At 67.0% G+C, this 25,739-nt stretch carries 26 protein-coding genes; 15 read left to right on the top strand and 11 right to left on the bottom strand.

All coding sequences use genetic code 11. The annotated features are described in order from the left end of the window. Positions 1 to 90: 90 nt before the first annotated feature. From secY to AU188_RS19440, 10 genes are all read left to right on the top strand, one after another. A complete protein-coding gene (gene secY, locus AU188_RS19485) occupies positions 91 to 1,431 on the top strand; it encodes a preprotein translocase subunit SecY (RefSeq protein WP_059165142.1) in 1,341 nt (446 codons plus the stop codon). Beyond that, positions 1,428 to 1,976 (top strand): adenylate kinase, encoded by a 549-nt coding sequence (locus AU188_RS19480; RefSeq protein ID WP_059101379.1) that lies wholly within the window; start codon positions 1,428 to 1,430, stop codon positions 1,974 to 1,976. Before secY ends, AU188_RS19480 begins: the two co-directional genes overlap by 4 nt. Positions 1,977 to 1,982: 6 nt before the next feature. Further along, positions 1,983 to 2,783: a type I methionyl aminopeptidase gene (gene map / locus AU188_RS19475; RefSeq protein ID WP_059165141.1), complete on the top strand. Its 801-nt coding sequence runs from the start codon at positions 1,983 to 1,985 to the stop codon at positions 2,781 to 2,783. 56 nt (positions 2,784 to 2,839) lie between these two features. Continuing rightward, a complete protein-coding gene (locus AU188_RS19470; protein ID WP_059165140.1) occupies positions 2,840 to 3,355 on the top strand; it encodes a sigma-70 family RNA polymerase sigma factor in 516 nt (171 codons plus the stop codon). Continuing rightward, a complete protein-coding gene (locus AU188_RS19465; RefSeq protein ID WP_059165139.1) occupies positions 3,352 to 4,077 on the top strand; it encodes an anti-sigma factor family protein in 726 nt (241 codons plus the stop codon). Before AU188_RS19470 ends, AU188_RS19465 begins: the two co-directional genes overlap by 4 nt. 72 nt (positions 4,078 to 4,149) lie before the next feature. Then, a complete protein-coding gene (locus tag AU188_RS19460) occupies positions 4,150 to 5,856 on the top strand; it encodes a thiamine pyrophosphate-binding protein (RefSeq protein WP_059165138.1) in 1,707 nt (568 codons plus the stop codon). Continuing rightward, positions 5,837 to 6,502, top strand: a complete 666-nt coding sequence (locus AU188_RS19455; protein WP_059165137.1) for a hypothetical protein — start codon at positions 5,837 to 5,839, stop codon at positions 6,500 to 6,502. Before AU188_RS19460 ends, AU188_RS19455 begins: the two co-directional genes overlap by 20 nt. Positions 6,503 to 6,508: 6 nt before the next feature. Beyond that, on the top strand, positions 6,509 to 7,519 hold the full coding sequence (locus tag AU188_RS19450; RefSeq protein WP_059165136.1) for a 3-oxoacyl-ACP synthase III family protein: 1,011 nt from the start codon (positions 6,509 to 6,511) through the stop codon (positions 7,517 to 7,519). Further along, positions 7,519 to 8,586 carry a pyridoxal phosphate-dependent aminotransferase gene (locus AU188_RS19445; RefSeq protein WP_059165269.1) on the top strand — a complete coding sequence of 356 codons (1,068 nt, stop codon included), beginning with the start codon at positions 7,519 to 7,521 and terminating at the stop codon, positions 8,584 to 8,586. Before AU188_RS19450 ends, AU188_RS19445 begins: the two co-directional genes overlap by 1 nt. A gap of 6 nt (positions 8,587 to 8,592) precedes the next feature. Beyond that, a complete protein-coding gene (locus AU188_RS19440; protein WP_059165135.1) occupies positions 8,593 to 9,105 on the top strand; it encodes a MarR family winged helix-turn-helix transcriptional regulator in 513 nt (170 codons plus the stop codon). Positions 9,106 to 9,206: 101 nt separating this feature from the next. Here AU188_RS19440 and AU188_RS19435 read toward each other — a convergent pair whose 3' ends face one another. Then, the gene (locus AU188_RS19435; protein WP_059165134.1) at positions 9,207 to 10,439 is read right to left on the bottom strand and encodes a GAF domain-containing sensor histidine kinase; all 1,233 of its coding nucleotides are present in this window, start codon (positions 10,437 to 10,439) and stop codon (positions 9,207 to 9,209) included. 107 nt (positions 10,440 to 10,546) lie between these two features. Here AU188_RS19435 and AU188_RS25075 point away from each other — a divergent pair, with 107 nt between their 5' ends. Further along, the gene (locus AU188_RS25075) at positions 10,547 to 11,731 is read left to right on the top strand and encodes an RNA-guided endonuclease InsQ/TnpB family protein (protein ID WP_082686705.1); all 1,185 of its coding nucleotides are present in this window, start codon (positions 10,547 to 10,549) and stop codon (positions 11,729 to 11,731) included. A gap of 43 nt (positions 11,732 to 11,774) precedes the next feature. On the opposite strand, the gene AU188_RS19430 is transcribed toward AU188_RS25075, so the two are convergent. Next, entirely contained in the window at positions 11,775 to 12,437 is a 663-nt protein-coding gene (locus AU188_RS19430; protein WP_059165133.1) for a response regulator, read from the bottom strand. A 106-nt stretch (positions 12,438 to 12,543) separates the two neighbouring features. Between AU188_RS19430 and AU188_RS19425 the strand changes: the two genes are divergently transcribed. Further along, the gene (locus AU188_RS19425; protein ID WP_059165132.1) at positions 12,544 to 13,347 is read left to right on the top strand and encodes an HAD family hydrolase; all 804 of its coding nucleotides are present in this window, start codon (positions 12,544 to 12,546) and stop codon (positions 13,345 to 13,347) included. A 16-nt stretch (positions 13,348 to 13,363) separates the two neighbouring features. Then, a complete protein-coding gene (locus AU188_RS19420) occupies positions 13,364 to 14,065 on the top strand; it encodes a nitroreductase family protein (protein WP_059165131.1) in 702 nt (233 codons plus the stop codon). A gap of 12 nt (positions 14,066 to 14,077) precedes the next feature. Here AU188_RS19420 and mmsB read toward each other — a convergent pair whose 3' ends face one another. From mmsB to AU188_RS19395, 5 genes are all read right to left on the bottom strand, one after another. Then, positions 14,078 to 15,067: a 3-hydroxyisobutyrate dehydrogenase gene (gene mmsB, locus AU188_RS19415; protein ID WP_286137584.1), complete on the bottom strand. Its 990-nt coding sequence runs from the start codon at positions 15,065 to 15,067 to the stop codon at positions 14,078 to 14,080. Beyond that, complete coding sequence (locus AU188_RS19410; protein ID WP_059165129.1) at positions 14,973 to 16,139, bottom strand: acyl-CoA dehydrogenase family protein; 1,167 nt, start codon at positions 16,137 to 16,139, stop codon at positions 14,973 to 14,975. Before AU188_RS19410 ends, mmsB begins: the two co-directional genes overlap by 95 nt. Before the next feature lie 35 nt (positions 16,140 to 16,174). After that, complete coding sequence (locus AU188_RS19405) at positions 16,175 to 17,695, bottom strand: CoA-acylating methylmalonate-semialdehyde dehydrogenase (RefSeq protein ID WP_059165268.1); 1,521 nt, start codon at positions 17,693 to 17,695, stop codon at positions 16,175 to 16,177. A gap of 104 nt (positions 17,696 to 17,799) precedes the next feature. Then, positions 17,800 to 19,293 carry a catalase gene (locus tag AU188_RS19400; RefSeq protein WP_059165128.1) on the bottom strand — a complete coding sequence of 498 codons (1,494 nt, stop codon included), beginning with the start codon at positions 19,291 to 19,293 and terminating at the stop codon, positions 17,800 to 17,802. After that, on the bottom strand, positions 19,290 to 19,730 hold the full coding sequence (locus AU188_RS19395; RefSeq protein ID WP_059165127.1) for a Fur family transcriptional regulator: 441 nt from the start codon (positions 19,728 to 19,730) through the stop codon (positions 19,290 to 19,292). Before AU188_RS19395 ends, AU188_RS19400 begins: the two co-directional genes overlap by 4 nt. Before the next feature lie 98 nt (positions 19,731 to 19,828). Here AU188_RS19395 and AU188_RS19390 point away from each other — a divergent pair, with 98 nt between their 5' ends. Together AU188_RS19390 and AU188_RS19385 are read left to right on the top strand one after the other, a co-directional pair. Then, positions 19,829 to 20,245: a PAS domain-containing protein gene (locus tag AU188_RS19390; protein ID WP_082686703.1), complete on the top strand. Its 417-nt coding sequence runs from the start codon at positions 19,829 to 19,831 to the stop codon at positions 20,243 to 20,245. Between the two features lie 39 nt (positions 20,246 to 20,284). Further along, positions 20,285 to 20,752 (top strand): MarR family winged helix-turn-helix transcriptional regulator, encoded by a 468-nt coding sequence (locus AU188_RS19385; protein ID WP_059165125.1) that lies wholly within the window; start codon positions 20,285 to 20,287, stop codon positions 20,750 to 20,752. On the opposite strand, the gene AU188_RS19380 is transcribed toward AU188_RS19385, so the two are convergent. The 4 genes from AU188_RS19380 to AU188_RS19365 all read right to left on the bottom strand — a co-directional run bounded on the left by AU188_RS19380 (position 20,749) and on the right by AU188_RS19365 (position 25,736). Next, positions 20,749 to 21,594 carry an LLM class F420-dependent oxidoreductase gene (locus AU188_RS19380; protein WP_059165124.1) on the bottom strand — a complete coding sequence of 282 codons (846 nt, stop codon included), beginning with the start codon at positions 21,592 to 21,594 and terminating at the stop codon, positions 20,749 to 20,751. The two genes, AU188_RS19385 and AU188_RS19380, sit on opposite strands and share 4 nt — an antisense overlap. A gap of 15 nt (positions 21,595 to 21,609) precedes the next feature. Then, positions 21,610 to 22,455: an LLM class F420-dependent oxidoreductase gene (locus AU188_RS19375; protein ID WP_059165123.1), complete on the bottom strand. Its 846-nt coding sequence runs from the start codon at positions 22,453 to 22,455 to the stop codon at positions 21,610 to 21,612. Between the two features lie 29 nt (positions 22,456 to 22,484). Further along, positions 22,485 to 23,972: an ATP-binding protein gene (locus tag AU188_RS19370; RefSeq protein ID WP_059165122.1), complete on the bottom strand. Its 1,488-nt coding sequence runs from the start codon at positions 23,970 to 23,972 to the stop codon at positions 22,485 to 22,487. Positions 23,973 to 24,035: 63 nt separating this feature from the next. Further along, complete coding sequence (locus tag AU188_RS19365; RefSeq protein WP_059165121.1) at positions 24,036 to 25,736, bottom strand: NAD(P)/FAD-dependent oxidoreductase; 1,701 nt, start codon at positions 25,734 to 25,736, stop codon at positions 24,036 to 24,038. Positions 25,737 to 25,739: the final 3 nt, after the last annotated feature.

The following is a 25,739-nucleotide window of genomic DNA, read 5'->3' as shown; positions in this document are numbered from 1 at the left end:
GGGGGTCCGCACACGACTTAACCAAGACGCTGGTCGAATCCAGCCCCATCCGCACGCCGCGATCAAAAGGTCGGCTGCGCAGGAGGAAGAGTGCTCTCGGCTTTCATCTCTTCACTCAGGACACCCGACCTGAGGCGAAAGATCCTGTTCACCCTGGGCATCGTGATCCTTTACCGGGTCGGCGCCTCCATACCGTCTCCCGGCGTGAACTTCCCGAACATCCAGACGTGTATCGCTGAGGTCAGCGGCGGCGACGCCGGCCAGGTGTACTCCTTGATCAACCTGTTCTCCGGCGGTGCGCTGCTGCAGCTGTCGGTGTTCGCGGTCGGCATCATGCCCTACATCACCGCAAGCATCATCGTGCAGCTGTTGACCGTGGTGATTCCGCGGTTCGAGCAGCTGCGCAAGGAGGGACAGTCCGGCCAGACCAAGATGACGCAGTACACGCGCTATCTCTCGATTGCGCTGGCCATTCTGCAGGCCACCAGCATCGTGGCGCTGGCCGCCAACGGCGGATTGCTGCAGGGCTGCACGCTCGACATCATCCAGGGCCAGAGCGAGGGGCTGAACATCTTCACCCTCGTCGTCATCGTCCTGGTGATGACGGCGGGCGCGGCGCTTCTGATGTGGATGGGCGAGCTGGTCACCGAGCGGGGCATCGGCAACGGCATGTCGCTGATCATCTTCGCGAGCATCGCCTCGGCGATGCCCGGCGAAGGCCAGGCCATTCTGGAGAGCCGCGGCGGCCTGGTGTTCGCGCTGGTGTGCCTCGGCGCGCTGGCAATCGTCGTCGGCGTGGTGTTCGTCGAGCAGGGCCAGCGCCGGATCCCGGTGCAGTACGCCAAGCGCATGGTCGGACGCAAGATGTACGGCGGCACGTCGACGTACCTGCCGCTGAAGGTCAACCAGGCCGGCGTCATCCCGGTCATCTTCGCTTCGTCGCTGATCTACATCCCGCAGCTGATCACCCAGCTGATCCAGAGTGGCAGCTCCAATCCGAACAGCACCAACTGGTGGAGTTCGTTCGTCGCCAGTTACCTCACGGATCCCAGTAGCCCCGCCTACATCGCGGTCTACTTCGTGCTGATCGTCTTCTTCACCTACTTCTACGTGTCGATCACGTTCAACCCGGACGAGCGCGCGGACGAAATGAAGAAGTTCGGCGGGTTCATCCCCGGCATCCGCCCAGGCCAACCGACCGCCGACTACTTGCGCTACGTGTTGAGCCGCATCACGCTGCCGGGCTCGATCTACCTCGGTGTCATCGCCGTCCTGCCGAACATGTTCCTTCAGGTCGGTGCCAGCGGCCCCGTGCAGAACCTGCCGTTCGGCGGTGTCGGAGTTCTGATCCTGGTCGGGGTCGGCTTGGATACCGTGAAGCAGATCGAGAGCCAGCTGATGCAACGCAATTACGAAGGGTTCCTCAAGTGAGAGTCGTTCTGCTCGGACCACCCGGTGCCGGTAAAGGCACGCAGGCCCAGAAGCTCTCCGAGAAGCTCGGCATCCCGCAGATCTCGACAGGCGACCTGTTTCGGCAGAACATCGGCGACGGCACCCCGCTCGGCCTGGAGGCCAAGCGTTACCTCGACGCGGGTGACCTGGTGCCCTCGGAGCTGACGAACAAGCTGGTCGAGGACCGCATCGAGCAGGAGGATGCGGCTGCGGGGTTCATTCTCGACGGCTATCCCCGCTCGGTGGAGCAGGCCAAGGCGCTCGACGAGATGCTCAAGCGTCACGACACCAAACTCGACGCGGTGCTGGAGTTCAAGGTTTCCGAGGACGAGCTGTTCAAGCGGCTCAAGGCGCGCGGCCGCGACGACGACACCGAAGACGTGATCCGCAACCGGATGCAGGTCTATCGCGACGAGACCTACCCGCTGCTGGAGTACTACAGCCACAACAACCTCCAACAGGTCGACGCGGTCGGCGCGCTGGACGAGGTTTTCGCGCGGGCGCTGCAGGCGCTCGGTAAGTAGTCGGACATGGGCCTGATGGGTCTGCGCAGCCGCAAGGTGGTACCGCAGCGCACACCCGGTGAGCTCGACGCGATGGCCGTCGCGGGCGCACTGGTGGCCGCGGCCCTGGCCGCGGTGCGTCGGGCCGCCGCCCCGGGGGTCTCCACGCTGGCGCTCGACGAGATCGCCGAGTCGGTCATCCGCGACGGCGGCGGCGTGCCGTCGTTCCTCGGCTACCACGGCTACCCCGCCAGCATCTGCTCGTCGGTCAATGACCGTGTCGTGCACGGGATCCCGTCGGCGAGCGAGACGATGGCCGACGGCGACCTGGTGTCCATCGACTGCGGCGCCATCGTCGACGGCTGGCACGGTGACTCGGCGATCACGTTCGGCATCGGGACGTTGATCCCGGTCGACGACGCGCTGTCGCAGGCCACCAAGGAGGCCATGGAAGCCGGTGCGGCCGCGATGGTGGCGGGCAACCGGCTCACCGACGTGTCGCACGCCATCGAGACCGCAACGCGCGCGGCCGAGAAGCGTTACGGGCGTGCGTTCGGCATCGTCGACGGCTACGGCGGGCACGGCATCGGCAGACAGATGCACATGGACCCGTTCCTGCCCAACGAGGGCGCCCCGGGCCGCGGTCCCCATCTGGCGGTCGGCTCGGTGCTGGCCATCGAACCGATGCTGACCCTGGGCAGCACAAAAACGGTGGTCCTCGAAGACGAGTGGACCGTCGTCACCGCCGATGGCTCGCGGGCCGCACACTGGGAGCACACCGTCGCGGTCACCGAGAACGGACCTCGCATCCTCACGCAGGGGTCTTGACGGCGAATACTTGAACCGGACGACCGGCAACCTCGTATCCATAACGGAGGTTGAATTTGGACGACCCGGAGGCGACCGTCGTGCGGGTGCTCTACGCGGAGCACGCCGCCGCGATCTGGCGTTATGCGGTGCGGCTGACGGGTGATACGGCCCGGGCGGAGGATGTCGTGCAGGAAACGCTGCTGCGAGCGTGGCGCCACCCCGAGGTGACGGCCGATTCCACGAGGTCCGTGCGGGCCTGGTTGTTCACCGTGGCCCGTAACCTCATCATCGATGAGCGGCGCAGCGCCCGGTTCCGCAGCGAGTCCGGCACCCCCGACATCGAGGCAACCGCGGACCGGGCCGGACCCGACGAGGTGGAGGCTGCCTTGGACCGAATGATGCTCGGCGAAGCCATCGCCTGCCTGTCCGAGGAGCATCGCGCGGTCATCAGCCGCGCGTATTACCAGGGTTGGACGACCGCGCAGATCGCCGACGACCTGCGCATCGCGGAGGGCACCGTGAAGTCGCGGCTGCACTACGGGGTACGAGCGCTGAAGCTCAAGTTGGAGGAAATGGGGGTGACGCGGTGACCGCATTCGACCCAGCCCTCGTCCGGGCGGACGACGATCGGTACGCGACCTGGGACGCCGCCTACGTTCTGGGTTCACTCTCCAGCGAGGAGCGCCGCGAATACGAGGCGCATCTCAAGACGTGCGCGCACTGCAGGTCCGCGGTCGCCGAGTTGAGTGGCATCCCCGCGCTGTTGAGCAAGGTCGGGCCCGCCGACTTCCGAGAGTTCGACTCGGCTGCTGCCGAACCGCCTCCAGAGCTGCTGCCCGGCCTGCTGGACAAGGTGCGGGCCCGGCGCCGACGGTCGCGCTGGATGGCCACGGCCGCGGTCGGCCTGGCCGCCGCGGTGCTGGCGGTCGGTATCGCGATCGTGATGCGCCCCGACACCTTCGGTCAGCAGACCGGTACGCCGCCGCAGGCGTCGGGCGAGCAACTGGAGATGAACAAGGTGTCCGAGACACCCATCAACGCAACGATTTCGATGACGGGTTACGGCTGGGGCACGCGCATCGACATGGCGTGCACCTACGGCGACTGGGGCCAACGCGATGCGCCGCCCCAGGACCTGGCGATGGTGGTGGTGGGCGACGACGGCAGCCGCAACCAGATCGCGACGTGGCTGGGACTGTCCGGGGCGACCGCGTTGCCCAGCGCCAACACCCCGATGCAGATGGACGAAATCGCTGCGGTGCAACTGGTCTCGTCCGAATCGGGCGAGGTGCTCCTGGAACGCTCACTGTGAATCTGCGCGACGGGTGAACCCAACCGGCCCACGCTCCGTGTCACTGCTGAAGCGTGCGAAAGCAGGTGAGCTATGGGCCATCGGGTCGTCGACCACATCGTCGAGCACCTGGCCGCGATCGGCGTCGAGTATGTCTTCGGTGTCGACGGCGCCAACATCGAGGACCTCTACGACGCAGCGTTCTTCCGTTCCGACATCACCGCGGTGCTCGCCAAACACGAGTTCTCCGCAGCGACGATGGCCGATGGATACAGCCGCAGCGGCTGCGGCATCGGCGTGGTCGCCGCGACCTCCGGCGGCGGCTGCCTGAACACGGTGCCCGCGCTGGGCGAGGCCCTCGCGAGCCGGGTGCCGGTGCTGGCCCTGATCGGGCAGCCGCCGACCCGCCTCGACGGGCGGGGCGCGTTCCAGGACACCAGCGGCCGTAACGGTGCATTGGATGGCCACGCGCTGTTCTCGGCGGTCTCGGTGCACTGCCGACGGGTGCTCGCTCCGGCGGACATCATCACCGCGCTGCCCACCGCGATTGCGGCAGCGCAGGCGATGCGCGGGCCGGCGGTGCTGTTGCTGCCCAAGGACATCCAACAAGCGGACGTGCCCGTCAACGGCGGCGTGGTCATCGGCGAGCGGGCCACCGTACAGCAGGCGGATGTGCATCCGATCGCCCGAGCGTTGCGGCGGGCCGCCGGCCCCGTCACGCTGATCGCCGGGGATCAGGTGGCGCGTGACGACGCGCGCGCCGAACTCGAGGCGCTGCGGGCCGTGCTGCGCGCCCGGGTGGCCACCGTGCCCGATGCCAAAGACGTCGCGGGCACACCCGGGATGGGCTCGTCCTCGGCGCTGGGGGTGACCGGTGTGATGGGCCATCCGAGCATCGCGGCGGCCGTGGCCGGCAGCGCGCTGTGCCTGCTCGTGGGTGCCCGGTTGCCCGTGACCGCACGCGCCGGGCTGGACGACGCGCTGGCTTCGGTGCCGGTGTACTCGATCGGTTCGGCGGCACCGTATCTCGCGTGCACACACCTGCAGAGCGAAGACCTCCGCGGGTCGCTGTCGGCGCTCACCGCCGCACTGTCCGGGCAGGGCCGCCCTGCTGCGGTACGGGTGCCCGATGTGGTGGCGCACGCCGAGTTGCGACCGCCGCCGCACCGCGGTCCCGGCATCCGGTACCGAGACGCGATGGCCGCGCTCGACGCGACGCTGCCCGCCGGTGTGGACATCGTGGTCGACGCGGGCAACATCGGGGCGGCGGCGATACACCACCTGCCGGTGCGGCGCAACGGCCGGTTCGTCGTCGCGCTCGGTATGGGCGGGATGGGGTACAGCTTCGGCGCCGCGATCGGAATGGCGTTCGGGCGCGGCAGGCGAACCGTGGTCATCGCGGGCGACGGCAGTTTCTTCATGCACGGCATGGAGATCCACACCGCCAGGGAGTACGGGCTGCCGGTGACCTTCCTGCTGTTCGACAACCACGCGCACGCGATGTGTGTCACCCGTGAGCAGATGTTCTATCGGGATCGCTACAGCTACAACCGGTTCGGGCCCAGCCGGTTGGGGGCGGGGCTGAGCGCGATGTTCCCCGGACTGCCCGCGACGGACGTCGACGAGCTTGCCTCGCTTCCCGCCGCGCTCGGCGCCGCCCTGGACACCGACGGTCCGGCGGTCATCAGCATCGAATGTTCGGCCGACGAGATCCCGCCGTTCGCAGCGTTTCTCGACGGCGCCACCAGTAATCCGTCTGTCACAAAGGAGATCCCGACCAATGTCGCTGCCCGCACTTGACGACATCTCTGCTCACCGGGGGACCGCAGAACCGCTGGACGGCCTGATCCGCATCGAGACCTCACCGCGCGAGAAGGCCACCCCGATCATCATGGAGATGATGCGGTCGGTGTACCCGCACGACGAGGTGTACGGCCAGTACTGCACCGTCAACGATTACATCGACTGTCCGCCCGACGAGTTGTTCGACTATCTGGCCGATACCCGGTGTCTGGAGGAGTGGACCTACAGCCTGCGCGGGTTCACCCCTACCGAGGAGCCCGGATTATGGCTGGCTCATGACCGATTGGGTTCGCAGACACAGATTTTCACCCGCACCGTGGCCAACGAAGCGGCCGGGACCGTCGACTATCACTGCGCCTGGGACCAGGGCAGGCACCTGTGGATGATTTATCTGATGCGTGTTGTCGATGCCCAGGTCGTGTTGGACAAGCCCGGGTCGGTGGTGCTGTGGACCAATTGTCACCACCCGTTCTACGACCGCAATCCCTATCCGGAGACGGCGCCGCCCGAGCGACCGGTCTGGGTGGGCGACTTCTGGGACATGTTCGGTGCCGGTCACCTGCTGGAGCTGCGCAATCTCAAGGCGATCGTCGAGTACCGCCACCGCAACGGCCTTCCCGTGACACCCGACTGGATGAGGTGAGCACCGATGACCGTCAGCCTTCTGGATGTTTCGACCTACCTGCCGGGTGATCCGATCGGCGCCGACTATTACGCGCAGTTCGCCGAATCCGACGACCTGCGTGACAACGTGATGTTCCGCGCACCCAGGTTCCGCCACCACGTTGCGCCCGACGAGACAGCGGTCGACATGGTCGAGCGTGCGGCGGCCGGACTGATCGAGCGGCACGGCCACGACGCGATCGCCGGTGCGGACGTGCTCATCACCCACACCCAGATGCCCGACATGCCGTTCTACGGCGGCGGCGGCGCCATGGCCCATCGCCTCGGCATGAAGCCGGACTGGGTGCTCGACCTGCACAACGGCGGCTGCGCGGCCTTCGTGCTGGGACTCCAGGTGGCCCGCCAACTCCTGTCCTCCGGGGCGGGCCGGACGGCGCTGATCGCCGTCGCGCAGAACGCCGCCGGGCAGGTGTTCGACCAACCCGGGGTGCGACGCAAGGCGCAGGCGTCGGTGCCCGGCGACGGCGCGGCCGTCGGGCTCGTGGCGGTCTCGGAGCAGTCGCCGATTCTCGACGTGGAATGCCGCACCTACGGCGAGTTCGCCGGCGATATGACGATCGCGATCGACCCGCCGCGAAAATGGTGGCAGCCGGGGCCGGGGGAGGGGTGCATCGGCTTCACCGAAAGCAAGATCACAAAGGTGCTCGCGCGCGGCAACCGGCAGGTGCCCGAGGTGTCCTATGCGGTGTGCGACCGCATCGGCGTCAAGCCCGCCGACCTGGACCTGCTCGTCACCAACCAGCCGAACCGGGTGTTCCTGAGGAACTGGCGCGAAGCGCTCGAGCTGCCCGCCGAACGGCACGTCGACACCTTCGAAACGTGCGGAAACCTGTTTGCCGCGGGCATTCCGGTCAACTTGGACCGCGCGATCGGCAGCGGACGCCTCGTTGCGGGTGACGTGGTGCTGATGGCCGCATTCGCCCATGCCGGCGACTTCGCCGGCGCGGCCGCCGTGCGGTGGGGCGGTCGCGGGTGATGGCGACACCGGGGTGCAGCGGACTGGTGGCCGTCGGCGCGCTACCGAACGCGACGAACCCGATGGCCTTGTCGCTGAACGAGAATCCCTTCCCGCCGCTGCCGTCCGTCCGGTCGGCGCTGATCGCCTCGATCGAGGCGGCCAACCGGTATCCGGAGTATCTGCCCGAGCGGCTGCGGACATTGATCGCCGAGCGCATCGGGGTGCGCGACGAGCAGGTGGTCATCGGGGCCGGCGCGACCGGTGTGATCATGCAGGTGCTGCAGGCGCTGACCAGTCCCGGCGACACGATGGTGACGGCCTCACCGACGTTCGACGGGTATCCGGTCTTCGCGCACATGGCCCGGCTGAAATCGGTCGCCGTCGCGCTCGACGCGCACGGTCATCACGACCTCGACGCGATGGCATCCGCCGCAGCGGACGCCAGGGTCGTGGTGGTGTGCCGGCCGCACAATCCGAGCGGCACCGTCGAAACCGCCGCCGACCTCGAGCGGTTCCTGCGACGGGTGCCGCCGGACACCGTGGTGCTGCTCGACGAGGCCTACGTGGAATTCCTACCACCGGAATGCCGGATCGACGCCGTGGCAGTGGTCGCACGGCATCCGAACGTCGTTGTGCTGCGGACCTTTTCCAAGGCGTACGGGCTGGCCGGACTACGCATCGGTTACGGTTTCTGTGCGCCGGGGCTGGCCCGGCGGCTGTGGGCCGTGCAGTTGCCGTTCGGCGTCCCCATCACCGCACTGGTCGCGGTGGCGTCCTCTTTCGACGCGGAAGCCGAGTTGCGCCAACGCATCCGGATGATCACCTGTGAGCGCCGGTACCTGCGGATGCGGCTGCGGGCGATGGGGGTGTACAGCACCGAGAGCAACGCCAACTTCGTGTACCTGCCGGAGTGCGGCCGTTGCTGGAAAGAGGCGTTCGACACGATCGGGATGCGCGTGCGCCATTACCCCGACGGCGGCGTGCGCATCACCGTGGGCGACCGCAAATCCACCCGCGCAGTGGTGGCGGCGGTGGCCCAAGCCGTGCGCCGAAAGCCGCTGACCGCGTCGACCAATGCGGTATGAAGGGGCGTGCCCTTCGAATCGCCGCGGCAGGACGACCGCGACCCGATCGCGCTCGCGCGGGCCAACTGGGAGCGCTGTGGATGGGGCGAGGTCGCCGACGGCATGGTCGCGGTGACGTCGGTGATGCGGGCGCATCAGATCCTGCTGGCCCGCGTCGAGAGTGCGCTGCGGCCTTACGACTTGAGCTTCTCGCGGTTCGAGCTGCTTCGGTTGTTGGCGTTCAGCCGTAACGGCGCACTGCCGATCACCAAGGCCTCCGACCGGTTGCAGGTGCACGTCACCAGCGTCACCCACGCGATCCGGCGCCTGGAAGCCGACGGCCTGGTGGAGCGGGTCCCCCATCCGACCGACGGGCGCACGACGCTGGTGCAGATCACCGACCTCGGCCGCTCGACGGTCGAGGACGCCACGGTGACGTTGAACAACGAGGTGTTCGCCGACATCGGAATGTCCGACGCCGAGTCGCGGGCCCTGGCCGCCTCGATCCAGACGCTGCGCCGCAACTCGGGTGACTTCTAGCCGCGCTAGGAGGGCGCGCTGGGCGGGCGACCTCTCAGCATGAGCAGACGCAAATTGACCGGAAAACCGCCGAAAATTGGTCACTTTGCGTCTGGTCGCGCCTAATCCGGAACCGACGGAATGGGAATCGTCGCCGTCACCGCGGTGCCCGCTCCCGGGCGAGACCTGATGTTGAGCCGGCCGCCGACGATCTCGGCGCGTTCGGCCATCGACAGCAGACCGTAGCCGCCCATGTCGTCACCGCCGAGCGGATGCTCGAAGGTGTCGAAACCCACGCCGTCGTCGATGATTTCGAGCCGAGCGACGTCGCTGCTGTCACCCGCGTCGACGGTGAACATCAGCCGGGCCGACGTGGCCTTGGCATGCTTGACGACGTTCTGCAGGCACTCCTGCGCGATCCGATAGAGCGCGAGCTCGATGTGGTCGGGCAGCCGGCGCTCGGCGAGGTCCACCTCGATGCCGACCTGCGGTATCGAGCGCGCCAGGCTGGCCAGCCCGCCGGCCAGCCCGAGGTCGTCGAGCACCGGTGGCCGCAGCCCGCTGATCGCCGCGCGGGCCTCCTGCAGGGTCAACTCCACAAGCTCGCGCGCTTTGCCCAGTTGTTCGGCGACGATCGCGGGGTCGTCGGATCTGGTGGCCGCGTCCAATCGGTAGCTCAGCGTGACCAGGCGCTGCGAGATGCCGTCGTGGATATCGCCTGCGAGCCGGCGCCGTTCGAGTTCCTGGGCCTCGATCACCTGCTCGACGAAGTTCTCGTGTGCCCGCTCGCGGGCCACCAGCTGCCGGTGCAGCCGGGCCTGATGCATGGCGCCCGCGATGAGCCTTCCGATCACCACGAGCAGCTCGACATCGCGTTCGGTGAACTCGCGGCGCTCGACGGTGTGCACGTTGAGCACGCCGACCAAGCCGCCGGGGTCGGTCTCCATCGGGACCGACACCATCGAGGTGAAGTCCGAGCCGCGCAGCGACTGGAACGGCATGTAGCGGGGGTCGGACTCCTTGTCCTGGGTGATGACCACGGGCTCGCGGTGGCTGGCCACCCAGCCCGAGATCCCCTGTCCCAGCGGCAGTCTGATCTTGCCGATCTCCGCGTCGAACGGCGGCGTGGCGCCCGCCAGCGTGAGCGACCGGTCGCTGTCGTCGAGGACGTGAACGAAGCAGACGTCGCTGGCGGTCGCGGCGGTGATCATCCGTGCCGCCGCCGCGGCGAGCGGTTCGACGCCCGGCCCCTTCGACGCCGCCTGGATCAGCTCGCGCAGCAGCGCCAGCTCCCGGTCGGCGGCCAACGCGTACTGGCTCAGCTCCCGCACGGCGTCGGGATATCCGGCATTCATATGGGTTTCCGATCAACCGACGAATCGGTTCTGCAGTTCATAGTCGCTCACCCTGCCTGCACCCTACGTCCGCGTCGGATGTCGGTGTGTGACGTTACCGTCCTGGTATGTCGCGGTTCCGACTTGTACCGACGCCTCACCAGGAAGAGGTGTTGATGCTGCACTGCCGTCATGCGCGGTTTGTTTGGAATCTGGCGGTGGAGCAGTCTCGACACTGGCGACCTGGACGGAGATCTCCGAATTACGTCGACCAGTGCGCCCAGTTGACCGAAGTGCGAGCGGAACATGCATGGCTCCGTGCCGGAAGCCAAACTGTTCAGCAGCAGGCACTGCGTGACTTCGCGCAGGCGATGCAGAACTTCTTCCGTGGGACGCATCGCCGCCCGAAGTACCGCAAAGCCCGTGTGAACGAGGGGTTTCGGCAAGTTGCTGTGAAGCCGCGACACATCCGGGTACTGAACCGCCGCTTCGGTCAAGTGTGGGTACCGAAGGTTGGTTGGGTACGGTTTCAGCTCTCGCGGCCAGTGCCGGATGGTGTCAAGTCTTACCGGGTGACGTGCGATCGTGTTGGCCGCTGGCATATCTCGTTCGCACATATACCGAGCGCTATCCCGGGCCCTGCCGATGGCAGTGTGGTTGGCATCGATCGCGGGATAACGGTGTCCGCAGCGCTTTCGAATGGCGAACTGTTGTCGGTGCCGGGCCTCAGTCGAGGAGAGTCGAGACGATTGCGGTTGCTGCAAAAGCGACTGTCTCGGGCCGCGCCCGGTTCGAACCGTCGCCGGAAGACGAGAAACGCCGTCGCTAGATTGCAGGCACGCGAGGTCGATCGGCGTAAGGACTGGATCGAGAAGACCAGCACAGATTTGGCGCGACGATTCGACATCATCAGAGTCGAAGGTCTCGACATTCGTGCGATGACCCGCTCGGCCCGGGGAACAATCGAGCGGCCGGGTGTCGGAGTCGCGCGTAAACGTGCGCTCAACCGCGCAATCCGCAGAAGTGGATGGGGCCAGCTTGTTTTGCGCCTGGGGCACAAAGCGTGCGGCCGAGTCGAGCAAGTACCAGCTGCGTACACATCGCAGCGCTGCTCCGTTTGTGGGCACATCGCCTCTGGAAACCGCAAGAGCCAAGCGGTCTTCGAGTGTGAAGTGTGCGATGCCGGACCGTGCAATGCCGATGTGAATGCTGCGCGTAATATCGCCGCCGGACGGGCGGTGACTGCACGGGGAGACCTCGCCGACGGGCAGTCTGTGAACCGTGAACCTCAACTCGCTAACCCTGCCGCGTAGGGGGATGTGAGTTGGAATCCCCGGCTTGGGTGTGGGGAGGACGTCAATGGTAGATCCCTTCCCGCAGTGCCGTCGCCACCGCGCCGGTGCGGTCGCTGACCCCCAGCTTGCGGTAGATCGAGCTGAGGTGCGTCTTGACGGTCTCGTCGCCGATCACCAGCTTGGTGGCGATGGCGCGGTTGGACAGCCCGTTGACGACGAACGACAGGATCTCGCTCTCGCGTTGGGTGAGCCCCTGCCGGGCGCCGGGCCAGAACTCGTCGCGCTGCAGCCGCGCCGCGGTGTCGACGGCGCGGGCCGCCATCCCGGGGTCGATCGCGGTCTCGCCGCGGTGGACGAACTCCAACTGGCGCACCAACTCGTCGCTGCTGATGCTCTTGAGCAGATAACCCGACGCCCCGACCCGCAGCGCCTGAAACAGGTACTGCTCGTCGTCGTAGACCGACAGCATCACGACCTTGCGCTCCGGCTTGCGCTCGCGCAGCTCCAGGCACAGGTCGAGTCCGCTCGAGCCCTGCATGCGGACGTCGGACAACACGATGTCGGGGTCGAGTTCGTCGACGACGCTGAGCGCTCGCTCAGCGCCCACGGCCTGCCCGACCACCTGCACCCGATCCGAGAACGCCGCGAGCATGGCCTTGAGGCCTTCGATGACCATTTCGTGATCGTCGACCAGCACTAATCGCACCGGGGGGCTGCTCGGCATGGCACCAACCTTAGAGGTGCCGTTTGCCGTGGTAGCGCAACTTGGCATCGCCGATCCCCCGATTGGGGGAGGTCGGGAACATGTGACATCGGCCACCCTTGTCTGCATGCCGACAACGCATGAGACGACGTGGCGCGCCGGCCGGTTCTGGTGGGACTGCGCATCGCCCACCGGGCCGGGCTGTTCCATCCGCGCCGTGGTCTTCGACCTCGACGCGCTGACCGACATCGAATGCGACGGCCACCGCGTGGCCTACAACGCGGCCTTCGCGGCACACGGCCTGGACTGTCAGTGGTCGGTGGCCCGGTACCGGCAGCTGCTGGCACTGACCGACGAGCGCCAGCGCATTGCCGCGGAACTGCGCAAGCGCTGCGTCGCCACCGAGTCCGATGTGCTGACCGCGCTGCTGGCCGACGACATCTACACGACCAAGGCAATGATGTTCGACGAGTTGATCCTCGAACGCGACCTCTCACCGCGACCCGGTCTGGTCGACTTCGTGATGGACGCGGTCCGCGCCGGCGTCCAGCTGGCCGTCGTGACCAATGGCAGGCGCGCTTGGGCAGAGCCACTGGTGCGGCAACTGGTCGGCGAGGGGCTGGTCGAGACCGTTGTCACCACCGAAGACATCACCAAGCCGATGCCCGACCCCGAAGCACATCGTCACGCACTCGACGAACTGGGCCTGTCCGCCGAGGACGCGATCGCCGTGACCGGTTCGGCCTGCGGGCTGCGAGCCGCGAACGCCGCGGGCCTGGCCACCGTGGTGGTCACCGGCGAGGGCACCCCCGACATCCCGACCGCCCTGGCGGTGCGGCCGGACTACGCAGGCGAGCCTCCGTTGACCGTCGCGGATTGCCAACGGCTGCATGCGAATTGGTGGAAGGTCCGCAAGCCCGCCGCCGCGTAGCGGTAGCGTCGGTCACATGACCGACATCCCCACAACTGACGAAGCGCTCGCCCGGCTCGACATGCCGCTGGTCGAGGCAATGATGACCCAGCGTGCGGTGCGCCGCGTTCTTCCCGATCCGGTCGACGATGCCGTCGTGCTGAAGTGCATCGAGCTGGCCTTGCGGGCCCCCACCGGTTCGAACGGGCAGAACTGGGAGTTCATCGTGGTGAAGGACCAGGTTGTCAAGGACGCGCTCGGCAAACGTTACCGGCAAGCCTGGTCGCTCTACGGCGGACTCGGCCGGCGCGTCGCCGCCGGTGACGAGTCGATGCTGAAGATTCTGCGGGCCGTGCAGTGGCAGGTCGATCATTTCAGTGAGATACCCGTCCTCGTCGTGCCGTGTCTGCGCGGCGGTATGCGGTTGCCGTACGTGCCGTCGCCTTTCGTCGGTGAATCGTCGTTCTTCGGATCGATTTACCCGAGCGTGCAGAACCTGCTGCTCGCCGCGCGGGCGATGGGGCTCGGTGCGTCGCTGATCACCCTGCCGCTGTGGAGCGTGACATCCGCGCGCCGAACCCTGGGGCTGCCGCTGACGGTGACACCCGTATGTGTCGTCCCCCTCGGCTGGCCGCGTGGTCGGTACGGGCCGACGACGCGCAAACCGGTCACCGAAGTTGCCCACCTCGACGGCTACGGCAAGCGTGCCTGGCTCGACGGGCGAGCGGGCACGCTCTGAATCAGCTTTGGATCAGCTTTCGCGGAGCACTTTGATCACGGCGCTGAAGTCCTTGTCCGCGTGGTCGGCGGCGAATTTGGCGTAGATCTCCGCGGCGTGGCTGCCCAGCGGCGCGTTCGAGCCCGTGGACTTGACCGCGTTCATCGCCAGTCCGAGGTCTTTGTTCATCAGAGCGGTCGCGAAGCCGGGCTTGAAGTCGTTGTTCGCAGGTGACGTCGGAACCGGCCCTGGCACGGGGCAATTCGTGTGCACCGCCCAGCAGTTGCCGGTGGCGCCGGTGATCACGTCGAACAGCGACTGCGCCGACAGGCCCAGCTTCTCCGCCAGCACGAACGCCTCACCGATCGCGATCTGCTGCACGGCGAGCACCATGTTGTTGCACAGTTTGGCGGCTTGGCCGGTGCCGGCGGCGCCGCAGTGGATGATCTTGCCCGCCAACGGTTCCAGCACCGGACGAGCCTGCTCGACCGCCGACTCTTCACCTCCGACCATGAACGCCAGCGTGCCCGCCGTCGCGCCCTTCACCCCGCCGGAAACCGGTGCGTCCAACTGGGCGAAGCCGCGGTCGGCCGCCTGCTTGTTGATGGTGCGGGCGTCGTCGACGGAGATCGTGGAGGTGTCGATGAACAGCGCCCCTTCGCGCGCGGCGGGCAACACCTCTGCGTAGCAGGCCTTCACGATGTCGCCGTTGGGCAGCGAGGTGATGACGACGTCGGCCGCGGCGACCGCCTCTGCGCCGCTGTCGAACACCGATGCGCCCTTGCCGGCGGCGGCGTCCTTCAACGCGGGCACCGGGTCGAAGCCGTGCACGGCGTGCCCGGCGGCGAGCAGGTTCGCCGCCATCGGCCCGCCCATGTGGCCGAGCCCCAGAAACGCCACTGTGCTCATGTGCTCTCCTGTTCCGACGCTATGCCGATTCGCGCACCTTGGCGGCCTGAGACCGCCCGATGACCACGCGCATGATTTCGTTGGTGCCCTCGAGGATCCGGTGTACCCGCAGATCCCGGACGATCTTCTCCAGCCCGTACTCGGTGAGGTAGCCGTAGCCGCCGTGCAGTTGCAGCGCCTGGTCAGCGACGGTGAAACACGAGTCGGTGACGTAGCGCTTGGCCATCGCGCACAACTCCACCTTGTCCGGGTGGTTCTCGTCGAGCGCTCGGGCCGCGCGCCACAACAGGTTTCGCGATGCCTCAAGCGTGGTGACCATGTCGGCGAGGGTGAACCGGATGGTGGGCTCGTCGAGCAGTGCGCCGCCGAACGCCTCCCGGTCGCGCACATAGGCGGCGGCTTTGTCGTAGGCGGCCTGGGCGCCGCCGAGCGAGCAGGCGGCGATGTTGATGCGGCCGCCGTTGAGGCCGTTCATCGCGATCCCGAAGCCTGCACCCTCGCCGTCGGCGCCCCCGAGCATCGCTTCGGCGGACACCCGAACGTTGTCGAAGATCACTTGTGCGGTGGGCTGGGCGTGCCAGCCCATTTTGTCTTCGTCGGTGCCGAAACTCAGCCCGGGAGTGTCCTTTTCGACGAGGAACGTCGAGATGCCCCGGGGCCCGTCACCGCCGGTGCGAGCCATCACGATGTACAGATTCGACGACCCGGCGCCCGAGATGAACTGCTTGACGCCGTCGAGGACGTAATGGTCGCCGTCACGGACGGCCCTGGTGCGCAACGCGCTTGCGTCGGAGCCGGCACCGGGTTCGGTCAGGCAGTAGCTGGCGATCAGCTCCATCGACGCCAGCCGCGGCACCCACGTCTTGCGTTGTTCGTGGGTGCCGTAAGTGTCGACCATCCAGGCGCACATGTTGTGGATCGACAGGAACGCCGCGACGGTCGGGTCGGCCGCCGCGAGTTGCTCGAAGATCCGCACGGCGTCCAGCCGTCGCAACTCGCTGCCACCGACGTCGTCGCGGCAGTAGATCGCCGCCATCCCCAGTTCCGCGGCCTCGCGCAACACGTCGGTGGGGAAGTGCTTGGTGGCATCCCACTCCAAAGCGTGTGGCGCGAGGCGCTTCTCGGCGAACGCGGCCGCCGTCTCGGCGATCACGCGTTCGTCGTCGTCGAAGCCGAAGTAGTCCACCGCTGCTTTCTCCTCGCGCGAGCGCTCGTCGGGCGCTACTTCATGGTCGGGATGACGAACTCGGCGCCGTCCTTGATGCCCGACGGCCACCGCTGCGTGACGGTCTTCGTCTTGGTGTAGAACAGGATCGAGTGCGGCCCATGCTGATTGAGGTCGCCGAAGCCGGACCGCTTCCAGCCACCGAAGGTGTGGTACGCCACCGGAACCGGGATCGGCACGTTGACGCCGACCATGCCGACCTGCACCCGGGAGACGAAGTCGCGAGCCGCATCGCCGTCGCGGGTGAAGATGGCCACGCCGTTGCCGTACTCGTGCTCGGAGGGAAGCCTCAACGCTTCCTCATAGTCGTGGGCCCGCACGATGCACAGCACCGGGCCGAAGATCTCGTCGGTGTAGATGGACATGTCGGTGGTGACATGGTCGAACAGGGTCGGCCCGATGAAGAAGCCGCCCTCGAGGCTGGCATCACCGAATTGCATGTCGTCGCTGGTGCGTTCGCGGCCGTCGACCACGATCTCGGCACCGGCCTCGACACCCGCGTCGATGTAGCCGCGCACCCGCTTGAGCGCCGCCTCGGTGACGAGCGGACCGTAGGTGGCCTTGGGGTCGAGGCTGTGACCGACGCGCAGTTCGGCGACGCGCTCGGCGAGCCGGGCGCGCAGGCGGTTGGCGGTTTCCTCGCCGACGGGCACGGCCACGCTGATCGCCATGCAGCGCTCACCCGCGCTGCCGTAGCCGGCGCCGATCAAGGCGTCAACGGCCTGGTCGAGGTCCGCGTCGGGCATCACGATCATGTGGTTCTTGGCGCCCCCGAAGCACTGGGCGCGCTTGCCGCTTGCCGTCGCGGTCGAGTAGATGTACTGCGCGATGTCGGAGCTGCCGACGAAGCCGACCGCCTGGATGACCGGATGCTCGAGGATCGCGTCGACGGCCTCCTTATCGCCCTGCACCACCTGGAACACGCCCGGAGGTAGGCCGGCTTCGAGGAACAACTCGGCGAGCCGGACCGGAACCGAGGGATCGCGCTCGGACGGCTTGAGGATGAACGCGTTGCCACACGCCAGCGCGGGTCCGGCCTTCCAGAGCGGGATCATGGCGGGGAAGTTGAACGGCGTGATGCCCGCGACCACGCCGAGTGGCTGGCGCAGCGAGTACACGTCGATGCCGGTGCCCGCACCCTCGGTGAACTCGCCCTTGAGCAGGTGGGGGATTCCGACCGAGAACTCGATGACCTCCAGCCCGCGCTGGATGTCGCCGAGGGAGTCGGCGTGGGTCTTGCCGTGCTCGAGGGAGAGCATGTCGGCGAGTTCGTCCGCGTTCTGGTTGACCAGCTCGATGAACTTCATCAGCACACGGGCACGGCGCTGCGGATTCCACGCCGCCCATGCCTTCTGCGCCTCCGCGGCGCCCGCCACCGCGGCGTCCACATCCGCGGCCGATGCCATCGCCACCTGAGCCTGCACCTCGCCGGTGCTGGGATTGAAGACGTCGGCGGTGCGGCTCGACTGGCCGTTCGTGCGCTTGCCGTCGATGAAATGCGGAATCTGTGTGCTCATGAGCGTGCCCTTCACTGATAGATAGTTGGATATCCTAGTAATGCGGTGGTCGCCGACGCAAGAGCCGGGTCCCGTGTCCCGGAACCCGGCTCTGGTGAGGCGGCCTACGCGTCGCCCATGCCGTCGACGGGCTCGGGCACATCGCCTGCGCGAACGGCCTTTTCGACGCGCGCGCCGAGGTCGGCGTCGATGTTGCGCCAGAACTGCAGCGCGCGGTCCAGGACGTCGCCGCTGACACCGCCGAGCAGGGCCCCGGCGATCGTCTCGACCGCAGCGCTGCGCTGTGCGTCGTCCCAGACCTCGCGTACCAGCGTGCCGGCCTGCCCGAAGTCGTCGTCCTCGGAATGCAGCGAGTATGCCGCGCGCAACAACTCGCCGTCGGCCTCCCAACCGTCCTCTGCCGGTCCGGTCGTATCGGCCCACGGCCGACCGGTGCTGTTGGGCGCGTAGACCGCGGCGTCGCCGGAGTGGTGGTAGGTCATCTGCCCGTCGAACATGTAGGTGTTCACCTCGACCCCGTGGCGGGGCCGGTTGACGGGCAGTTGGTGGAAGTTGGTGCCGATGCGGTTGCGCTGAGCGTCGTTGTAGGCGAACGCTCGGCCCAGCAGCATCTTGTCCGGCGACAGTCCGACCCCCGGCACGGTGTTTCCGGGCGAGAACGCGGCCTGCTCGATCTCGGCGAAGAAGTTCTCCGGATTGCGGTTGAGCGTGTAGATGCCGACCGGGATCAGTGGATAGTCCGCGTGCGACCAGGTCTTGGTCAGGTCGAACGGGTTGAAGCGATAGTCGGCCGCCTCCGCGTACGGCATCACCTGCACCGACAGCCGCCAGCTTGGATAGTCGCCGGCGGCAATGGCGTCGAACAGGTCGCGGCGGTGGAAGTCGGCGTCCTCACCGGCCATGGTCGCGGCTTCGTCGTTGGTGAGAAATTCCATGCCCTGGTGGGTGTGGAAGTGGTACTTCACCCAGAACTTTTCGCCACCGGCGTTGACCCACATGTAGGTGTGCGAGCCGTAACCGTTCATGTGCCGCCACGTTCGCGGCAGCCCGCGCTGACCCATGAGGTAGGTGACCTGGTGGGCCGACTCGGGGTTGAGAGTCCAGAAATCCCACTGCATCTGGGCGGACCGCAAGCCGGAGTCGGGCAGCCGCTTCTGGCTGCGGATGAAGTGAGGAAACTTGATCGGGTCGCGCAGGAAGAAGATCGGGGTGTTGTTGCCGACGATGTCGTAGTTGCCCTCGGAGGTGTAGAACTTCATCGCGTAGCCGCGTACATCGCGCCAGGTGTCCGGGCTGCCCTGCTCGCCCGCGACGGTCGAGAACCGCACCAGCAGATCGGTTTCGGCACCCTTCTGGAACAGCGCCGCCTTGGTGTACTGCGAGACGTCCTCGGTGACCTTCAGGACACCGAACGCCCCCGATCCCTTGGCGTGTGGACTGCGCTCGGGCACCCGCTCGCGGTTGAAGTGCGCCATCTGTTCGAGGAAGTGCACATCGTGCAGGACGATCGGACCGCCTGCGCCCACCGTCAACGAGTTGCGGTCGCTGGCGGCCGGTGCGCCGGACCCGGTGGTCGACCCGAAACGTGGTGTGGTCATGCCGATCTCCAATCAGTTGGGCTGTTACGGACTTGGCAGTCGGGGCAGATGCCCCAGAACGTCAGCTCGGCTTGGTCGATCAGGTAGCCCGACTGGTCGCCGGCGCGCAGGCAGGGCTTCTCGCCGGTGACGCAGTCGACGTCGGCGATCCCACCGCACGACCTGCAGACCAGATGATGGTGGTTGTCACCGGTTTCGAGCTCGAACCGTGCCGGTGAGCCCGCCGGCTCGAGGCGCCGCAACAGGCCCGCATCGGTCAGCGCGTAGAGCACGTCGTAAACAGCCTGTGTCGACAAGGATCCGATGCGTTTGCGCGCGCCCGCGGTGATGCGCTCCACGTCGGCGTGCGGGTGTTCGCTCACCTCGGCCAGCACCGCCAGACGTGGTTTGGTCACCCGCAATCCCGACGCCCGCAGCCTGTCGTGCCAGAGGGTCACGATCGCACCCTCCTTCGGAGATTGGGTCGACTCAAGTCCCACTCTGCTACCTTCTCTTGCATATTGCAAGTGTTGCGGTATGCAAACGTGGGGTGAACATGGACGACGCATTGGTCGGCGCGGCGATTCTGACCGGACCTGACGCGATCATCTGCGCGGACCGCGACGGCGTCATCACGTTCTGGAACGGCAGTGCCCAACGAATTTTCGGATACACCCCCGCCGAGGCCGTCGGGCAGTCACTCGACCTGATAATCCCCGAGCGGCTTCGCGTACGGCACTGGAAGGGTTGGCAGAACGTGATGGACACCGGGCAGAGCCGCTACGGGGCCGGTGACCTCCTGGCGGTACCGGCGGTGCGCAACGACGGCAGCACCATCTCCGTCGAGTTCACCATTGCGCCGCTGTTCGGCGCCGATGACGAGATGCTCGGTATTGCAGCGACCCTGCGCGATGTCACCGCGCGCTTCGAGGAGACCAGGAAGCTACGGCGTCAGCTGGCGGCCCGCCACTGATGGACGTCTGCAGGGCTTGCACCATGCAATACTTCGCACGTGCGTAAGGGTGATACGACCAAGACGCCGCTCGACGAGCTCGTGGCGTTCGAGGTGGCCACCGGCGACCTGGTGGGTGTCGCGCTGCGCAGCGTGGAACAGGTCGACGTCTCGCTGCCGCAGTTTCGGCTGCTGCTGGTGCTACAGCGGGCTGGGCGCTCGACGTCGTCGGAGTGCGCCAAGGCCCTTGGCGTGGTGGGCTCCTCGGTGACCCGCCTGGCCGATCGGTTGCATGCCCGCGGGTATCTGGTGCGTGGCGGAGACCCCGCCAACCGCAGCGTCGTCACCCTCGAGTTGACGGACGGGGGCCGCGATGTGGTCCGGCGGGTGACCGCGTATCGACGGCGCGAGTTGCGCCGGGTGTTGGATCGCATCGATCCGGCCGAGCGTGCCGCCTGCGCCGCCGTGCTGCGAACTCTGCACGAGCGTTTCGGGCCCGACGATCGGCACAACTCGATGCGGTTCTAGGCGCCCTTCAAGCCCAGCGGCCCCGCCAGTTCGGTCAACGTGGGGAGCAGCGCATCCCACCCTCCGAGCACCTGGATCGCCACGTGATCGGCCCCCGCCTCCAGGTGTTCGTTCAGTCGCGCAGCGATCGCGTCCGTCGTGCCGTGCGCGACAACGGCGTCGATCAGCCGGTCGCTGCCCGGTTTCTCGACGTCGTCGTCGGTGAAGCCCAACCGCTTCCAGTTGTTCAGGTAGTTCGACAGGTTCAGGTAGAAGTCGACGGTCTCACGGCCGATCTTGCGCGACGTCTCGGCATCTCGAGCCAACACGACCTTGTGCTCCGGGGCAATGAACACGGTGGGGCCCAGGAGATTTCGCGCTTCACCGGTGTGCTGCGGCGTGGTCAGATACGGATGCGCTCCGGCGCTGCGCTGCGCGGCCAGTTTGAGCACCTTCGGGCCCAGCGCGGCGATCACGCGCCGGCTTGTCGGCACCTTCTTGGCATCCAGCGCGTCGAGGTACTCGACCAGCACGTCGTAGGGCTTGCGGTACTCGTCGGTGTGTTCGGGATGGCCGATGCCGATGCCGAGCAGGAACCGTCCCGGATAAGCGTCCTCGACGCGGTGGTACGCCTCGGCGACCTCGTCGGCGGGCGCCGTCCACACGTTGACGATGCCGGTGGCGACCTGGAGATTCTCCGTGCGTTCGAGGATGGGCTCGACGTACTCGAGGTTGCCGGCGGGCGACCCGCCGATCCACACCGCGCCGTAGCCGAGTTTCTCGATCTCGACCGCCTGTTCCGGCTTGGGGACGCCGAACGTCCACACGCCGTAGCGGCCGAAATCGGGCTTGAGCTCAGTCATGCGGTTCCCCCTGTGTCAGTTGAGCCCGAGCGGGCGGGCCAGATCGGCGAGTGCGTCCACCAGTTTGTCCGGTCGGGTGAGCACCTGCACCGGAACGTGGTCCGCTCCCGCATCGAAGTGCTCCTTCAATCGTGCGGCTATCGTGTCGACGGTGCCATAGGCCACCACGGCGTCGACAAGGCGGTCGCTGCCGGGCTTGGCGACATCGGCGTCGGTGAAGCCCAAACGCTTCCAGCTGTTGAGGTAATTCGTCAGGTTGAGGTAGATCTCGAGCGCCTTGCGGCCGACGGCGCGGGCTTTCTCGGCATCGGTGGTCGGCACGACCTTGTGCTCGGGTGCGATGAACGCATCGGGGCCGAGCAGCTCTCGCGCTTCGGCGGTGTGCTCGGGCGTCGTCAGATAGGGGTGCGCGCCGGCCGCGCGCTGCGCCGACAGCTTCAGCACCCGCGGCCCCAGCGCGGCAACCACCCGGCTGTCCTTGGGAACGCCGTACTCGTCGAGCTTGTCGAGGTACAGGCGCAGCGCGTCAAAGGGTTTCTGGTATTCAGCGTGCGCTTCGGGATGGCCGACACCGATGCCGAGCAAGAAGCGGCCCGGATAGGCCAAGTCGATGCGATGGAACGACTCGCTGACCGGGCCGGCGTCCGCGGTCCAGATGTTGACGATGCCGGTGGCGACCTTGAGGTTGGTGGTCGCCTCCAGAATCGGCTCCACCCAAGGCAGTTCGGCCGCCGGGGAGCCGCCGGCCCAGATGGCCCCGTGGCCGAGGCCTTCGATCGCCCGCAATTGGTCCGCGCTGAGTTGCCGCCACATCGAGTGGTGGCCGAAGGCACCGTACGCGCCGAGATCCGGTTTCGTCATGGTCGCTGCAACCCGTCGGGTTCGTCCGGCTATTCCGCTGTGGCCGCAAGCTCTGCCGGCGTCGACGCCTCCGGACCGGGAGCCACCAGGGGCAGCAGCACGATGAATTTCGTGTGCCCGGGTTCGGACTCGACCCGTAGATCACCGAGGTGCTTCTCCACCACTATCCGACGGGCCAGGTCCAGGCCGAGGCCGGTGCCCTCGCCGAACGGCTTGGTGGTGAAGAACGGGTTGAAGATGTTGCCGATGATGTCCTCGGGAATGCCTGGCCCGTCGTCGCAGATCTCAACACGGATCATCTCCTCGTTCTCACGCCTGGTCCGCAACGTCAACGTGCCGCTACCATCCATCGCCTGGATCGCGTTGTCGATGATGTTCGTCCACACCTGATTGAGATCACCTGGGTAACAGAGCAATTCCGGTATCGACTTGTCCAGCTCCTTGACGACCTTGACGGGCCGGTCCTTGCCGACCTTCTCGCCGAACATCATCAACGTGCTGTGCAGTAACTCATGGACATCGGCGGACTGGTATGGGGCACGGTCCATCTGCGAGTACTGCTTGGCGCCGGCGAGCAGCGCCGAGATCCGCTTGCTCGCCTCGGCGATCTGGTTCATCAGCAGTTCGGTGTCGATCGTGTATTTCAGCCAGCCGATGGCGCCCTGCAGCGACGCCGAAGCATCGACCTCATCGACCGAGGCGGACACCCGTTCCAGCCAATCGGTGTCCAGCCCGGCGTCGACGAAAGTCGGTGCGTAATCCCATCCGCCGGTGATGCCGTGCCCCTCGAGCCATTCTCCGATCGCTTCCTCACGGTCGGCGGCTTCCAACGCGGTGAGTTCGGTGGCCTTGGATTTGGCGACCTGCTCGGCGACTTCGTCCTGGATCCGCGTCAGCACGCACAAGGCTTCCGGGCTGAACTTCCCGTCGGCCAGCATCGACAGCTTGTGCCGCATCTTGCCGACCCGATCACGCAGATCCGCAACAGCACGGGCAGTTGCCGCCGCGGGATTGTTGAGTTGATGGGTCAGTCCCGCCGAGAGTTGGCCCAGCGCCAACAACTTCTCGCGCTGGCCGATGATCTGGCTGTGCCGTCGGCCGCCGACCAGGTGTCCCTCGAGCAGGTGCACGGCCATCGGGAATTCCGACTGCATGAAGCGCGCAAACGCATCCGCGTCGAGCACGAAGAACCGCGACGGCTTGGTGACGCGCACCGAGGCCGAGTAGGCCGCTTCGGCGCCCGGGATGTACGCCGACCACGCCCCGCAGTACACGCCCCGCTGCGACGTACGGGTGGTCTCGATATCGACGCCGCCTGAGCGCTTCGACATCACCAACTCACCGTCGATCAACACGTAGAAACAGGTCGCCGGCTCGCCCTCCACCACGACGGGGCCCGGCTCGAACGTCTGGATGTGCCCGTTCTCGCACAGGATCTGAAGCTGCGCGTCGGTCAGCTTCTCGAACAGGAACAGTGTCCGCAGTTCGTCGGGCAGGCACTGCGGTGAGTCGCCCATGTCGTTCCTCCTATGCCTCGTCGGCGGTGCCGACAATCAATGCCTCATCGGTGGTGCCGACAATCACGCTTCCGCCAGGTACCGGTGCACCAACATCACCGCCATCGACCCTTCGCCGACAGCGGCCGCCACCCGTTTGGCGGATTCAGAACGCACATCTCCTGCAACAAACACACCGGGCAGGCTTGTTTCCAGATGGTGCGGCGGGCGGTCCAAAGTCCACCCGGCGACCTTCGACACATCCGGGCCGGACAGGATGAACCCGTGGTCGTCCTTGGCCACCAGGTCCAGCCATTCGGTCCGTGGTTCGGCGCCGATGAAGCAGCACATCCGGTCGCAGTTGACGCGTTCTTTGGCGCCCGTTTGCTTGTCGAGCAGGACAAGGCCCGCGAGATGGTCGTCCTCGCCGAAGGTGTCGACGACCTCTGTGCAGGTGCGCACGTGGATCTTCGGGTTCTTCTCGATGCGATCCACGAGATAGTGCGACATCGACGCGGCCAGCGACGGGCCCCGCACCAGTAGGGTCACCGACTTGGCCTTCTCCGACATGAAGATGGCGGCCTGGCCCGCCGAGTTGGCGCCTCCCACGATGTACACGTCCTCGCCCGCACATTCGGAGGCGTCCGACACCGAAGCGCCGTAGAAGACGCCGCGGCCGATGTAGTTGCACGCGTTCTCGTCGGGGTCGTCCCAGCAGCCCGGGACGTCGCGCAGTTGGCGGTAGGCGACGCCGGTGGCGAGGATGACTGCTCGGGCGGCGATGGTTCCGCCGTCGGCGAATTCGATAGTCCGCGCAGCCCCGCTGTCGTCGGCGTGCAGCCTGACCGCTTTGCGCGTGGTGATGACCTCGGCGCCGAAGCGCTCGGCCTGCCGGCGGGCGGAGGTGGTCAGTTCGGCGCCCGAGATGCCGGTCGGGAAGCCGAGATAGTTCTCGATTCGCGAACTGCGGCCGGCCTGACCGCCGGTCGTCGTCGCCTCGATCAGCACGGTCTTCAGGCCCTCCGAGGCGCCGTACACCGCCGCCGCCAGGCCCGCGGGCCCGCCGCCGATGACGGCCAGGTCATACAGCTCGAGGGTGGGGTTGGTGGACAGTCCGAGCATCGCGGCCAACTCGGCGTCGGTCGGCTCGACCAGCGTCTCGCCCTGTTCGGTGATCACCACCGGGAGCCGGTACTCGTCCAGCCCGGCCGCGTCCAGAAGCTGCTTGCCCTTCTGCTCGTCGGCCATGAACGAGCGGAACGAGTGTTGGTTGCGCGCCAGGAACTGGCGTACCTGCCACGATCGCTCGTTCCAGCGGTGGCCGATCACCTTGGTGTGGGGAATCGCGCGGTCGCCCGTCTCGCGCCACGCCTCGATGAGCGCGTCGAGCACCGGGTAGAGCTTCTCTTCCGGCGGGTCCCAGGGCTTGAGCAGATAGTGGTCCAGGTCGACGACGTTGATGGCGTCGATCGCGGCGTGGGTGTCCGCGTACGCGGTGAGCAGTACGCGACGGGCCATCGGGTAGATGTCCATCGCCTCTTCGAGGAAGTCGATGCCGCTCATCTGCGGCATCCGGTAGTCGGCGACGAACACCGCGACGGTCTCGCCGCGCAGCTTCAGCTCGTTGAGCGTCTCGAGCGCATCGGGTCCCGATTCGGCGCGCACGATGCGGAAGTTCTCGCCGTAGTGGCGTCGCAGATCGCGGGCGACCGCGCGCGACACGGCAGGGTCGTCGTCGACGGAGAGGATCACGGGCTTACGGGGTTGCGGAGTGGCGCCGGTCATCGT

The organism is Mycobacterium sp. IS-3022, from assembly GCF_001500065.1.
Classification (GTDB): domain Bacteria; phylum Actinomycetota; class Actinomycetes; order Mycobacteriales; family Mycobacteriaceae; genus Mycobacterium.
The sequence above is the reverse complement of the archived record's forward strand: the minus strand, read 5'-3'. Positions and strand labels throughout refer to the sequence as shown.

Excerpts from the sequence above, each read along its gene's own strand:
- map (WP_059165141.1), top strand. The coding sequence starts at position 1,983 with ATGGGCCTGATGGGTCTGCGCAGCCGCAAGGTGGTACCGCAGCGCACA.
- AU188_RS19460 (WP_059165138.1), top strand. The coding sequence starts at position 4,150 with ATGGGCCATCGGGTCGTCGACCACATCGTCGAGCACCTGGCCGCGATC.
- AU188_RS19455 (WP_059165137.1), top strand. The coding sequence starts at position 5,837 with ATGTCGCTGCCCGCACTTGACGACATCTCTGCTCACCGGGGGACCGCA.
- AU188_RS19450 (WP_059165136.1), top strand. The coding sequence starts at position 6,509 with ATGACCGTCAGCCTTCTGGATGTTTCGACCTACCTGCCGGGTGATCCG.
- AU188_RS19445 (WP_059165269.1), top strand. The coding sequence starts at position 7,519 with ATGGCGACACCGGGGTGCAGCGGACTGGTGGCCGTCGGCGCGCTACCG.
- AU188_RS19435 (WP_059165134.1), bottom strand. The coding sequence starts at position 10,439 with ATGAATGCCGGATATCCCGACGCCGTGCGGGAGCTGAGCCAGTACGCG.
- AU188_RS25075 (WP_082686705.1), top strand. The coding sequence starts at position 10,547 with ATGTCGCGGTTCCGACTTGTACCGACGCCTCACCAGGAAGAGGTGTTG.
- AU188_RS19430 (WP_059165133.1), bottom strand. The coding sequence starts at position 12,437 with ATGCCGAGCAGCCCCCCGGTGCGATTAGTGCTGGTCGACGATCACGAA.
- AU188_RS19425 (WP_059165132.1), top strand. The coding sequence starts at position 12,544 with ATGCCGACAACGCATGAGACGACGTGGCGCGCCGGCCGGTTCTGGTGG.
- AU188_RS19420 (WP_059165131.1), top strand. The coding sequence starts at position 13,364 with ATGACCGACATCCCCACAACTGACGAAGCGCTCGCCCGGCTCGACATG.
- AU188_RS19405 (WP_059165268.1), bottom strand. The coding sequence starts at position 17,695 with ATGAGCACACAGATTCCGCATTTCATCGACGGCAAGCGCACGAACGGC.
- AU188_RS19400 (WP_059165128.1), bottom strand. The coding sequence starts at position 19,293 with ATGACCACACCACGTTTCGGGTCGACCACCGGGTCCGGCGCACCGGCC.
- AU188_RS19390 (WP_082686703.1), top strand. The coding sequence starts at position 19,829 with ATGGACGACGCATTGGTCGGCGCGGCGATTCTGACCGGACCTGACGCG.
- AU188_RS19380 (WP_059165124.1), bottom strand. The coding sequence starts at position 21,594 with ATGACTGAGCTCAAGCCCGATTTCGGCCGCTACGGCGTGTGGACGTTC.
- AU188_RS19375 (WP_059165123.1), bottom strand. The coding sequence starts at position 22,455 with ATGACGAAACCGGATCTCGGCGCGTACGGTGCCTTCGGCCACCACTCG.
- AU188_RS19370 (WP_059165122.1), bottom strand. The coding sequence starts at position 23,972 with ATGGGCGACTCACCGCAGTGCCTGCCCGACGAACTGCGGACACTGTTC.
- AU188_RS19365 (WP_059165121.1), bottom strand. The coding sequence starts at position 25,736 with ATGACCGGCGCCACTCCGCAACCCCGTAAGCCCGTGATCCTCTCCGTC.